At 71.8% G+C, this 12,006-nt stretch carries 10 protein-coding genes, 1 tRNA gene and 2 pseudogenes; 3 read left to right on the top strand and 10 right to left on the bottom strand.

What is annotated here, in order from left to right:
* Window positions 1–64: 64 nt before the first annotated feature.
* Together BJF79_RS19005 and BJF79_RS19000 are read right to left on the bottom strand one after the other, a co-directional pair.
* Window positions 65–138, bottom strand: a tRNA-Met gene (locus BJF79_RS19005).
* A 19-nt stretch (window positions 139–157) separates the two neighbouring features.
* Window positions 158–811: a TetR/AcrR family transcriptional regulator gene (locus BJF79_RS19000; RefSeq protein ID WP_262402261.1), complete on the bottom strand. Its 654-nt coding sequence runs from the start codon at window positions 809–811 to the stop codon at window positions 158–160.
* A gap of 60 nt (window positions 812–871) precedes the next feature.
* On the opposite strand from BJF79_RS19000, the gene BJF79_RS18995 reads away from it, so the two are divergent.
* Window positions 872–2,074 (top strand): cytochrome P450, encoded by a 1,203-nt coding sequence (locus tag BJF79_RS18995; RefSeq protein ID WP_075899229.1) that lies wholly within the window; start codon window positions 872–874, stop codon window positions 2,072–2,074.
* Window positions 2,075–2,096: 22 nt separating this feature from the next.
* Here BJF79_RS18995 and BJF79_RS18990 read toward each other — a convergent pair whose 3' ends face one another.
* The 5 genes and pseudogenes from BJF79_RS18990 to BJF79_RS18970 all read right to left on the bottom strand — a co-directional run bounded on the left by BJF79_RS18990 (window position 2,097) and on the right by BJF79_RS18970 (window position 6,313).
* Window positions 2,097–2,660, bottom strand: a complete 564-nt coding sequence (locus tag BJF79_RS18990) for an MmpS family transport accessory protein (RefSeq protein ID WP_075899227.1) — start codon at window positions 2,658–2,660, stop codon at window positions 2,097–2,099.
* Complete coding sequence (locus BJF79_RS18985; RefSeq protein WP_075899225.1) at window positions 2,657–3,448, bottom strand: serine/threonine-protein kinase; 792 nt, start codon at window positions 3,446–3,448, stop codon at window positions 2,657–2,659. The genes BJF79_RS18990 and BJF79_RS18985 overlap by 4 nt, the downstream gene beginning before the upstream one ends.
* Window positions 3,445–3,612: a hypothetical protein gene (locus tag BJF79_RS55560; protein WP_158079230.1), complete on the bottom strand. Its 168-nt coding sequence runs from the start codon at window positions 3,610–3,612 to the stop codon at window positions 3,445–3,447. The genes BJF79_RS18985 and BJF79_RS55560 overlap by 4 nt, the downstream gene beginning before the upstream one ends.
* 147 nt (window positions 3,613–3,759) lie before the next feature.
* Window positions 3,760–5,390, bottom strand: a pseudogene (gene pruA, locus BJF79_RS18975) (L-glutamate gamma-semialdehyde dehydrogenase).
* A gap of 15 nt (window positions 5,391–5,405) precedes the next feature.
* Window positions 5,406–6,313: pseudogene (locus BJF79_RS18970) on the bottom strand (proline dehydrogenase family protein).
* A gap of 117 nt (window positions 6,314–6,430) precedes the next feature.
* Here BJF79_RS18970 and BJF79_RS18965 point away from each other — a divergent pair.
* A complete protein-coding gene (locus tag BJF79_RS18965) occupies window positions 6,431–7,516 on the top strand; it encodes a PucR family transcriptional regulator (protein ID WP_075899221.1) in 1,086 nt (361 codons plus the stop codon).
* On the opposite strand, the gene BJF79_RS18960 is transcribed toward BJF79_RS18965, so the two are convergent.
* The 3 genes from BJF79_RS18960 to BJF79_RS18950 all read right to left on the bottom strand — a co-directional run bounded on the left by BJF79_RS18960 (window position 7,507) and on the right by BJF79_RS18950 (window position 11,028).
* Window positions 7,507–9,069 carry an acyl-CoA synthetase gene (locus BJF79_RS18960; RefSeq protein WP_262402260.1) on the bottom strand — a complete coding sequence of 521 codons (1,563 nt, stop codon included), beginning with the start codon at window positions 9,067–9,069 and terminating at the stop codon, window positions 7,507–7,509. The two genes, BJF79_RS18965 and BJF79_RS18960, sit on opposite strands and share 10 nt — an antisense overlap.
* 74 nt (window positions 9,070–9,143) lie before the next feature.
* Window positions 9,144–10,508 carry a hypothetical protein gene (locus BJF79_RS18955; protein ID WP_075899217.1) on the bottom strand — a complete coding sequence of 455 codons (1,365 nt, stop codon included), beginning with the start codon at window positions 10,506–10,508 and terminating at the stop codon, window positions 9,144–9,146.
* A gap of 10 nt (window positions 10,509–10,518) precedes the next feature.
* A complete protein-coding gene (locus BJF79_RS18950; RefSeq protein WP_262402259.1) occupies window positions 10,519–11,028 on the bottom strand; it encodes a TetR/AcrR family transcriptional regulator in 510 nt (169 codons plus the stop codon).
* 115 nt (window positions 11,029–11,143) lie between these two features.
* On the opposite strand from BJF79_RS18950, the gene BJF79_RS18945 reads away from it, so the two are divergent.
* Window positions 11,144–11,989, top strand: coding sequence for an SDR family NAD(P)-dependent oxidoreductase (locus BJF79_RS18945; RefSeq protein ID WP_075899213.1), 846 nt, complete (start codon window positions 11,144–11,146; stop codon window positions 11,987–11,989).
* The last annotated feature ends 17 nt before the right edge of the window (window positions 11,990–12,006 follow it).

Here is a 12,006-nt window from a genome sequence, read left to right as displayed (position 1 = left end):
CTGCAAAACGCGAAGAATCCCCTGGAAGGAAGCGAAGCTTCCGACCAGGGGATTCCCAGATTCGTAGCGGGGGCAGGATTTGAACCTGCGACCTCTGGGTTATGAGCCCAGCGAGCTACCGAACTGCTCCACCCCGCGTCGCGTTGATGTCTTAACTCTATGGGGCGCGGGGGGCTTGCGCAAATTGGTTAGGGGCGGGGCGTTGCGGTGGTCTGGACGGGGGCTTGCAGGGCGGCGGTGAGCATGGCGGTGAGGTCGGTGACGAAGGCGTCGTGCGGGAGGAGGGAGCCTTGGTCGCGCGGACGGCGCGGTCGGCGAGGGCGGTGGTGAGGAAGCCGATGACGTTGGAGATCCGTTCGAGTGCGAGGGGTTCGGGGAGGGCGGCGCGGCAGGCGGTTTCGAGGAGTTGGAGTTGGCGGGCGAGGCCGGTTCCGTGGAGGAGTTCGGGGAGGCGGTGGTCGCGGATTCCGGCGCGTCCGGCGAGTTGGGCGGTGATGCGGAGGAAGTCGCGGCCGTGGTCGGTGCGGAGTTCGGCGGCGGTGGGTTCGACGATGGCGGCGACGATGCGGGGCAGGTCGGCGGGATCGAGGTCGGTGCGGCGGATGGTTTCCATGCGGTGGACGCCGGCGCGGAGGATCGCTTCGAGGAGTCCGGTGCGGGAGCCGAAGTGGTAGGTGATCGCGGAGTCGTTGTTCTGGCCGGCGTGGGCGACGATGTCGCGGGTGCGGGCGGCGTCGATGCCGTCGACGGCGAAGCGCCGGGCGCCGGCGTAGAGGAGGCGTTCGCGGGTGGCGCTTGCGTCTCTGGGCACCCGATGATACTAACAGGGGACGTTAATAACGGAGGTCGTTACAACCTCGGGAGGGCCGCGATGGCGGACGCCTACGATCCGTTCGATCCGCGTTTCCAGGCCGATCCGTACCCCGCGTACCGGCGGCTGCGCGACGACGAGCCCGTCCACCGGCACGCCGATCCCCCGTTCTGGACGCTGTCGCGGTTCGACGACGTGTGGGCGGCGACGCGCGACGCGGAGACGTTCTCGTCCGCGCAGGGCCTCACGTTCTACCCGGACGAGATCGGCACGCTGGGCCTCGCGCCGACGATCGTGATGCTCGATCCGCCCCGGCACACGGCGCTGCGGCGGCTGGTCAGCCACGGGTTCACCCCGCGGCGGACGGCCGCGCTCGAAGGGACGCTCCGCGAGTTCGTCCGGGCGCGCATCGCGGACATGGAGCGCACGGCCGCCGACGGCGGGACCCCGGACCTGCACCGCGACTTCTCCTCGCCGCTCCCCACGTTCGCGCTCGCGCACCTGCTGGGCGTCCCGGAGGCGGACCGGGCCCGGTTCGGCCCGTGGGTGCGGGCGCTGACGACGCTGCAGGACGACGGGTTCGCGCTGAAGTCGGTGGCCGGGGACGCGGCGAACGCCGTCGCGGAGATGTTCGCGTACTTCACCGACGTGATCGCGGCGCGCCGCGCGGAGCCGTCCGGCGACCTGATCGGCGCGCTGACGGCCGCCGAGGTGGACGGCGAGCGGCTGACGGACTGGGACATCCTGGGCTTCTGCTTCGTGATGGTCGCGGGCGGCAACGACACGACCGGGAACCTGATCTCGCACGGGGTGGCGCTGCTGGACGGCGACCACGCGCAGCGCGAGCGGCTCGCCGCGGACCCGTCCCTGATCCCGAACGCGCTGCTGGAGTTCCTGCGCCTGGAGGGTTCGGTGCAGGCGCTGGGCCGGACGACGACGCGTCCGGTGACGCTGCACGGGACGGAGATCCCGGCGGGCGAGAAGGTGATGATGCTGTACGGGTCGGCGAACCGGGACGAGCGCGAGTTCGGCCCGTCCGCGGACCGGCTCGACGTCACCCGGTCGATCCCCCGCCATCTGGGCTTCTCCAGCGGAGTCCATTTCTGCATCGGCTCGCACTTGGCGAAGCTCCAAGCCCGGGTCGCCATGGAGGAGCTGCTCCGGGCCCACCCCCACATCGGGGTGGACCTGGAGAAAGCGGAACGGATCTCGTCGCCGTTCACCCGTGGCTGGGTGTCGCTCCCGGCGACGGGCGTCGGCTGAGCCGGACGGCCCGGGGCGCGGCTCAGCCGGTCGGCGGGGCGGTGCTCCCGTAGCCGTTCCAGGAGAACGTCCCCTGGTACTGGCAGCTCACGCTGGCGAACTGCCCGTCGGAGTCACGTTTCTGCACGACCTCGCCGTCCACGCTGATGCTGCAGCCGACCTCGCCGCCCTCCAGCCCCGTGATCGTCCCGGTGACGCTCAGGAAGGTGAACCCGGTGACCTCGAACTTCTCGCTCCACGGCGTCTTCACCGTCTTCCTGGACATGCCGCCGTCCGGATGCATGATCATCACCGAGACCTTCGGCTCGCTCCCCGTCACCTTGTAGACGACCTCGCGGACGCGCGGCTCGGTCGAGCTCGGGGACGCCGAGGTCGACCGCGGTGTCGTCCGCGGCGTCTGTGCGACGGCCTTGTCGTCCGGCGGGACGTTGAGCAGGACGACGGCGGCGACGGCGATCAGGACGAGCACGCCCGCGAGCGCCGCACCGGCCGCGACCAGCACCCGCACGGGCGGCCCGCCCCTGTTGGGCCGCCCGGGCAGGATCGCGGTCCCGGTGTTCGCCGGCACGCCCGGCGGCAGCGTCATGGGCGGCGGCGGCGCGGGCGGGAATCCCGCGGGCGGCGGCAGCGGGACGGCCGTCGCGCGGTCGGCAAAGCGCCCTCGCCGCCCGCGCGCAGGAAGGACGCGACGGCCTCGGCGCTCGCCGGACGCTGGTCGACCGCCTTGGTGAGCAGGTTCAGGACGAGCTGCTCCAGCTGCGGGGACACCTCGGGACGGGCGGCGCCGGCGAGCGGCGGGGGCTCGTTCAGGTGCGCGTACATGAGGCCGGGCAGTCCGGTCCCGGAGCGGAAGGGCGGGCTTCCGGTGAGGAGTTCGTGGAGGACGCAGCCGAGCGAGTACAGGTCCGAGCGGAAGTCGGCGGCTCCCCCGCGGAACTGCTCGGGGGCCATGTAGAGGGGCGTGCCGACGGATCCGCCGTCCTGGGTGAGCCTGGTGGCGGCGTCGGCGAGGCCCGCGATGCCGAAGTCGCACAGCTTGAGGCGTCCGTCGCGCAGGACGAAGAGGTTCGCGGGCTTGATGTCGCGGTGCACGATGCCGCGCGAGTGGGCGGCGGCGAGGGCGTCCGCGAGCTGGGCGGCGAAGTCGACGGCCTCCTCCACCGGGAGCCCGTCGGGGTTGCGGTGCATGATCGTCCGCAGGTCCTCGCCGTCGAGGAACTCCATCACCAGGTAGGCGAGCCCGGCGTCGGTGCGGCCGACGTCGAAGACGACCATGATCCCGGGATGCTGGAGCGCGGCGGTGGCCTCGGCCTCCCGCTCGAAACGTTCCATCGCGCCCGGTACGTCCGCCAGTTCGGCGGGCAGCACCTTCACCGCGACCGTGCGGCGCAGCTCCCGTCGACCGCGCGCCAGACCTCGCCCATGCCGCCGCGGCCGATCACGCTCTCCAGCCGGTACCTGCCGTCGAGCTCGGTGCCGGCTTCGAGTCCCGGCCCGTCCGTCACGCCCGCCTCCGGACGGCCCGTGCCCGGTCGCACGGCGGGGAACTGTCGGCGGGACGGCATCTCGTGAACACGATCAATGATTATGCGGTCACTCGAACGGCTCTGTCCATCTGACTCGTGGAACCCGCCCGGCGCCCGCGTCCGGGACCTCTCCCGGGCGCGGGCGCCGCCGGACGGGCGTCAGCCCATGTGCGGGTAGCGGTAGTCCACCGGCGGGACGAACGTCTCCTTGATCGAACGCGGCGACGTCCACCGCAGCAGGTTGAACACCGACCCCGCCTTGTCGTTCGTCCCCGACGCGCGCGCGCCGCCGAACGGCTGCTGGCCGACGACCGCGCCGGTGGGCTTGTCGTTGACGTAGAAGTTGCCCGCGGCGAACCGCAGCACCTGCGCGGTGTGCGCGACGGCGGCGCGGTCGTTCGCGATGATCGCGCCGGTCAGCGCGTACGCCGACACCGACTCCATCTGCGCGAGCATCTCGTCGTACCGCTCGTCCTCGTACACCAGGACGCCGAGGACGGGCCCGAAGTACTCGGTGCGGAAGATCTCGTTCTCCGGGTCGTCCGACACCAGCACGGTCGGGCGCACGAAGTACCCGACGGTGTCGTCGTAGGTGCCGCCCGCGACGATCTCGATCGACGGGTCGTCCTTCGCCCGGTCGATCGCGGCCTTGTTCTTGGCGAACGACCGCTCGTCGATGACGGCGCCCATGAAGTTCGACAGGTCGCCGACGTCGCCCATCGTCAGCCCGTCGACCTCTTCGGCGAGCCGCTCCTTGAGGCCGTTCTCCCAGATCGACCGGGGCACGTAGGCGCGCGACGCGGCGGAGCACTTCTGCCCCTGGTACTCGAACGCGCCCCGCACGAGCGCGGTCCGCAGGACGTCCGGGTCGGCGGACGGGTGCGCGACGACGAAGTCCTTGCCGCCGGTCTCGCCGACGAGCCGCGGGTAGCTCCGGTACTTGTCGATGTTCGCGCCGACCGTCTTCCACAGGTGCTTGAACGTCGCCGTGGACCCGGTGAAGTGCACCCCGGCCAGCTCGGGGTGCTCCAGCGCGACCTCCGACACCGCGAGCCCGTCGCCCGTCACCAGGTTGATGACGCCCGGCGCAGCCCCGCCTCCTCCAGCAGCCGCATCGTCAGGACGGCCGCGTACGTCTGCGTGGGGGACGGCTTCCAGACCACGACGTTCCCCATCATCGCGGGCGCGGTCGGCAGGTTCGCCGCGATCGCCGTGAAGTTGAACGGCGTGATCGCGTAAACGAACCCCTCCAGCGGCCGCAGGTCCGACCGGTTCCACACGCCTTCGCCGGAGATCGGCTGCTCGGCCGTGATCCGCCGCGCGTAGTGGACGTTGAAGCGCCAGAAGTCGGCCAGCTCGCACGGGCTGTCGATCTCGGCCTGCTGGACGGTCTTGGACTGCCCGAGCATCGTCGCGGCGAGGATCGTCTCGCGCCACGGCCCCGACAGCAGGTCGGCGGCCCGCAGGAAGATCGCGGCGCGGTCGTCGAACGACAGCGCCCGCCACGCCGGCGCGGCCTGCAGCGCCGCCTCGATCGCGTCGCGCGCGTCGTCCTGCGTGGCCGTGCCGAACGTCCCGAGGACGGCCTCGTGCCGGTGCGGCCGGACGACGGCGACCTTCGCGCCGGCGCCGAGCCGCCGCTCCCCGCCGATCGTCATCGGCAGGTCCACCGGCCCCGCCCCGTCGAGCTCGGCGAGCTTCGCCTCCAGCCGGGCCCGCTCGGCGCTGCCGGGGGCGTAGCTCCGCACCGGCTCGTTCACCGGCGTCGGGACGTTGGTGACGGCGTCCATGAATGTGCCTCCTGGTCAGCGTGAGACGAACGAACGGAGAAAGAAGACGAGGTTGGCGGGGCGCTCGGCCAGGCGGCGCATGAAGTAGCCGTACCAGTCGGCGCCGTAGGGCACGTAGACCCGCATCGTGTGGTCCGCGGCCAGCCGCCGCTGCTCCGCGGCGCGGATCCCGTAAAGCATCTGGAACTCGTACGAGTCGGGCTTGCGGTGGTGCTCGGCGGCCAGCGCCAGCGCGATGTCGATCATCCGCGGGTCGTGGCTGCCGACCATCGGGCGTCCGTCGCCCGCCATCAGCAGCTTCAGCCCCCGCACGTAGGCGCGGTCGACCTCGTGCCGTCCGTGGAAGGCGACCGACGACGGCTCGGCGTAGGCCCCCTTCACGAGCCGCACCCGGGACCCCTCCCCCACGAGGTCCCGCAGGTCGCCCTCGGTCCGCCGCAGCATCGACTGGATCGCGACGCCGACCCACGGGAAGTCGTCGCGCAGTTCCCGCAGCACACCGAGCGTCGAATCGACGGTCGTGTGGTCCTCCATGTCGAGCGTGACCGTCATGCCGGCCCGGCTCGCGGCGAGGCAGATCTCGCGCGCGTTGTCCAGCGCGAGCCGCTCGTCCACCGCCTGGCCCAGCGCCGACAGCTTCAGCGACGCGTCGCGCCCGGCGCCAGCTCGCCAAGCGCGTCGAACAGCGCCAGGTAGGCGTCGCGGGTGGCTTCGGCCTGCGCCCGGTCAAGGGTGTCCTCGCCCAGATGGTCGAGCGTCACCTTCAGCCCGTCCCGGTCGAGCTCCCCGACCGTCCGGACGGCGGCGTCCAGCCGCTCGCCGGCCACGAACCGGTCGACGACGCCCCGCGTGACGGGTATCGCGGTCACGAGACCGCGCGCACGCTCACTGCGCGCGGCCGCCAGAAGGAGCGGACTCAGCATCAGGGCCTCCGAAGTACGTGCGGACACTTCGCACGTTAAGTCCGGCCCTGTCCGAGCACGTATAGTCAGATGCCACTTTCGGCAGCCGAGTAGTTCATACGAACGTCACAAGGACCCATGCCCCAAGATCTCCAGGAGATCGTCGAACTCGCGGCGGATCTCCTCGGCGCGCCCGCCACCCTCGAAGACCGCGACTTCCACCTCGTCGCCTACGCCGCGCACGGCGACACGATCGACCCGATCCGGATGGAGTCGATCCTGCACCGCCGCGCCACCGAGGACGTCCGGACCCGCTTCGAACGGCACGGCATCGCCCGCGCCACCGGCCCCGTCCGCATCCCCGCCGACGCCGCCCTCGGCCAGCTCGGCCGCCTCTGCCTGCCCGTCCGGTGGAACAACGTCACCTACGGCTACCTGTGGTTCCTCGACGACGAGGAGAAGATCGCCGACCCGGCCCGCGCCATGCCGCTGTGCGAACGCGCCGGCCTCCTCATGGCCCGCCGCGCCCGCGAACGCGACGACCTGGGCTGGCGCGTCGCCGACCTGCTCTCCGCGCAACCCGACGTCCGCGCCCAGGCCGCCGCCGAACTCACCGAGTCGGCCGCCGTCGAACCGCCCCTCGCCGTCGCCGTCCTGCGCACCGGCACCCCCGAACCCCTCAACCCGTGGATGCTCCCCCACTCGGTGCTCACGACCCTCTGGCAGCGCGACCACGTCCTCCTCGTCCCGTCCGGCATCGCGCCCCGCCCCGTCATCGACCGGGCCCGGCGGCTCCTCGAAGAGCGCGGCACGCCCGTCCGCGCGGGCCTGCACGACGGATCGTCCACGCTCGACGCCGTCCACGAGGGCTGGCTCCGCGCCCGCGTCGCCGCGCGCGTCGCACCCCCGGGCGAGACCCGCGACTGGACGTCCCTGGGCGCCCTCCGCCTCCTGCGTGCGGCCCCCGACGACGCGCTGGCCGACGCCGTCCGCATCCCCGGCACCCTCCGCGAACACCCCGGCCTGGAGGCCACCGCCCGCACGTACCTGGACCACGCGGGCAACGTCCAGGAAACCGCCCGCACCCTGAACGTCCACCGCCAGACCCTCTACCACCGCCTACGGCGCATCGAAGAGCTGACGACCCTCAACCTCGCCGACGGCCAGGACCGCCTGACCCTCCACCTGGCCCTGACCCTCGGCCCCCACCTCGACTACTCCTGAGCCAACGAGGCGTGGCGCTCCCGCAACTCCCGCTTCAGGATCTTGCCGCTGGGGTTCTTGGGAAGCGCCTCGGCGAGCACCACGTACTTGGGCCGCTTGTACGGCGCGAGCCGCTCGCGGGCGTGCGCGTTCACATCGTCGACCCCCAGCTCGGCCCCCGCCTTGGCCACCACCACCGCCGTGACCGCCTCGATCCAGTGCGGGTGGCCGATGCCGAAGACGGCGACCTCGGCGACGCCGTCCAGCTCGTAGATGGCCTCCTCGACCTCCCGGCTCGCGACGTTCTCCCCACCGGTCTTGATCATGTCCTTCTTGCGGTCGACGACCGTCAGGTAGCCGTCCTCGGTCATGATCCCGAGGTCGCCCGAGTGGAACCAGCCGCCGCGGAACGCCTCCGCGGTCTTCTCCTCGTCGCGGTAGTAGCCCAGCGCCGCGTGCGGGCTGCGGTGGACGATCTCGCCGATCTCCCCGGGGGCCACCGGATTCCCGTCGTCGTCCACCAGCATCGTCTCGACGTTGATCGCCGCGCGTCCCGCGCCGCCCGCCCGCTCCAACTGCTCGTCCGGGCCCAGGATCGTCGCGAGCGGCGCCATCTCCGTCTGCCCGTAGAAGTTCCACAGCCGGACATCGGGCAGCCTCCGCTGCAGCTCCCGCAGCACCTCCACGGGCATCGGCGACGCGCCGTAGTAGCCCTTCCGGAGGCTGGAAAGGTCGCGGGTGTCGAAGTCGGGATGCCGCAGCAGCGAGATCCACACGGTCGGCGGGCAGAACAGCTTCGTGACCTTCTCCCGCTCGATCGTCTCCAGCAGCAGCGCGGGGTCCGGCCCCGGCAGGATGATGCTCGTCGCGCCCAGGTAGACGTCGACGCTGAAGAAGCAGTCGAGCTGCGCGCAGTGGTACATCGGCAGCGCGTGCGCCTCGACGTCGGTGTCGGACATCTCGCCGTCGACGATGCAGCTCACGTACTGGCTGATCAGCGACCGGCTGGTCAGCATGACGCCCTTCGGCCGCGACTCGGTCCCCGAGGTGTACATCAGCCGCAGCGGATCGTCGTCCGCCACGTGAACGTCGGGCGCGGACGCGTCGCCCTCGGCGGCCCACGCGTCGACGTCCTCCCACCCTTCGACCGGCGCACCGATCACGCCGCGGACGCCGCCCTCGACGCCCGCGATCGCGAGCGCCTTCTCGGCCACGGGGACGAGCGCGTCCTCGGCGACGATCCCCGACGCCCCGCAATGCCCGACGATGTAGCCGATCTCGTCCGCGTTGAGCATGAAGTTCACCGGGACGAGCACCGCCCCGAGCTTCGCCGTCGCGAACACCAGCACCGCGTACTGCCTGCGGTTGTGGCTCACCAGCGCGAGCCGGTCGCCCTTCCCGATCCCCCGCGCCGCGAGCGCGTGCGCCGTCCGGTTCACCGCGGCGTCGAACTCCGCGAACGTCCACCGGACGTCCCCGTCGATGATCGCCGTCTTCGCCGGCCGCCGCCGCGCCGTCCGATGCAGGAGATCCCCGTACGAGTGCCGCCGGGCACGAGCGACCGAACCGGACATGGGCGCCTCCATGAAACCGCTGCTTAGGGCCGTGTGCGGCGATCATAACCACGCAAGCCGGACACGAACCAGCCTCAGCCGCCGACCACCCGCATCATCGCCTCGACCGGCAGCGCGGCGTTCGCCGCGGCGGCACTCGCCGTCTCGGGCTCGTCCAGCAAGGCGAGCAGCCGGACGAGCGGCAGCCGGACGTCACCGGCCGCCACGGCGCGGACGCTCCGATCCTCGTCATGGCTCAGCCGCTCGATGACGCCGGGCGCGGCATCGGGGTCGAGCATCGCGAAGCGCCGCAACCGCGGATCCGGGGAGTCGGCGAAACGGCGCAGAGCGTCCCGGGGAAAGTTCGGATGCCGCGGCAGGGAGTCGACCGTGTAGCTCTCGAATTCGAGCACCGCCCCGAGCAGCACGGAACCGGGCGGGTCGGGGTGGTTCTCGGCGAGGAACAACCGGACGAGCGCGTCCTCGTCGGCGGCCAGTCGATCGACCAGATCCGGCGGAAGGTGCGGGCAGAACGCGGCGCTGCGCCGCAGCGCGGGATGCGCCGACACCGCGCATTCCCGCGTGGCCCGCATGTCGTCGCACAACGCACGCACCCAGGGCAGCGGACTGAACCTCGCCTTCGGGTCGTCGCGATAGTCGATCTCCGCCCGCTCCCGTTCGCTCAACCCAGGCCGTGTCGAGACCGCGAGCCGCACGGCCGGATCGGGGTCCGCGGCGAGCTCGTCCACGAGGTCCGCGGGCAGGTGCGGATTGCCCGCCGCCCCGGCGCGCCTGCGCGCGTCGCCGTCCCGGGCGAGGCTCTCGGCGAGCGGCCTGGGCAGGACGCCCTCGCGCAGTTCCTCCTCGGACACCGCGCCCACGGGCTTGAGCGGCACGACCCCGCCCGCCGCTTGACGGGCGAAGGCCCGAACCTCGGCGTCCGCGTCGTTGCGAAGCGTCTCCTTCACCTCGTCGGCGAGGCTTCGCCAGTTCACCGTGAGCCAACCTCGCACCCGAGGATCCGGATCGGCGGCGAGCAGTGCACGGACATGACCGGGGGTGTAGGGGTGGATGGCGACCTCCGCACGGACCCCGACGACCGGGTCGGCAGCCAGCCGCTCGTACGCCTCGACGGTCAGCGGCGGTCGCTCGGCGGTCCAGCGGCACCAGAAACCGCACTCCTCGACCAGCCGAGCCCGGACGCCCGCGTCACGATCCTCCGCGAGCCGTGAGCGCCGCTCCACGCCGATCGAGAAGTTGAAGACCAGCGCGTTCCGCACGGATCTGTCCGGATGCCCGAGAAGCGCCTCGAACAGGGCGTCCGGCATCTCACGTCGGCTGCACAACGAGGATCGGACGTCCGAATCTCCCCTCTCCAGCAACCTCAGCAGGATCTCCACCGGGGCCGCCGGATTGCGTGCGACCCCCTGCGCCCACGCGTCCTCGACCGAATGAGCCATGCAGACACTCCTAAGGACGCGTCGAGATGGTCAGTCCGCGCAGCGCGATGTCGACCTGATGCTCGATCGCGGCCGGCGCCGGATCGGGGATGAGCTGCACGATCCGGATGAGGCCGAGCAGCTGGTAGGCGATGTCGTCCGCGGTCACGTCCGGGGCGAGGGTGCGGTCGGTGGCGGACCGCTCGATGGCTTCGCGGCCGACGGTCCGCAGATGGGCGAGGCAGCGCTCGACATCGGATCCGGTGGGAGGTCCGCCCGCGAGCAGGTCGATCATGGCCTTGTTGGCGGTGAGCCGGGCCAGCGCCCCGGTGAAGAGTTCGCGCAGCCCGTCGATCGCGGACGTCCGAGCGGGGAGGTGGGCGAGGGCGGCGAGGTCGGCCCCGGTAACCGCCTGCACGAGGTCTTCCCTGGTCGGGAAGTGCCGGTAGAGCGTGCCGATGCCGACTCCGGCCGCCGCCGCGACGGCGCGCATGTCGACGGAGAGGCCGTGCTGCCGGAACGCCTCCTCCGCCGCTTTCAAGATCCGTTCCCTGTTCGCCACGGCATCGCGCCGCCGCCTGCGCCCGTCCGCCATGTCCCCACCCTAGCAATCCGGAACACATGTTCCGCATCGATGCTAGGTTGTTCCGGAACACATGTTCCGAAACAGACGGGAGCGGGCCGTGCGGACGATCGTGATCACGGGAGGCACGGACGGGATGGGCGCCGCCCTGGCGCGCCACCACCTCGCGGCGGGCGACCGGGTGACGGTGATCGGTCGCAGCCGCGCCAAGTTCGAGGCGCTGGCTGCGGCGGCACCGTCCAGGGCGGAGTTCGTCGCGGCCGACCTCTCCCTCCTCGCGGACGGCCGCCGCGTGGTCGACCGGCTGAAGCGGAGCCACGAACGCATCGACGCGCTCGTCCTCGCGGCGTCGTTCGTCCGGCAGCGCCGGCACGAAACCCCCGAGGGGCACGAGGCGTCCTGGGCGCTGTTCTTCCTCAGCAAGTACCTGTTCGTGACGCGGCTCGCCGACCTCCTGCACGCCGCCGACAGGCCGGTCATCGTGAACACCGCCGTCCCGGGCGCCCGCCCGGACGCCATCGCGTTCGACGATCTGGAGATGGTCGACGGGTTCACGTTCAAGCGGTCGAACGCTCAGCAGCGCCGGGCGAACGAGCTGCTCGGGATCCTCGCCACCGACCGGAACCCCGACCTCGGCTACGTCACCTGGGGACCGGCCCGGCTGGTCCGTTCGAGCTTCGCGGGCGAAGTGGGGGCGGGCATGAGGGTCGCCGCCGCGGTCCTGGGGCCGCTGCTGGGCCAACACCCCGAAGACGCGATCCGGCCGATCATCGACGTCATCGACGCCCCGATCCCGGGCAGAGCCGCCTACCGCGGCGCCAAAGCCCGTCCGCTCACCGTAGGTCCCCACGACGAGGAAGACGCCGCCCGCCTGGCCCAAGCCGCAGAAGACGCCCTAACGAAAACAAGGGGGGTCTAGGGGCGAAGCCCCAGGGG

It is taken from the genome of Actinomadura sp. CNU-125, from assembly GCF_001942465.1.
Taxonomy (GTDB): Bacteria; Actinomycetota; Actinomycetes; order Streptosporangiales; family Streptosporangiaceae; genus Spirillospora.
Note: the sequence above shows the minus strand (reverse complement) of the source record. Positions and strands in the feature narration are given on the sequence as shown.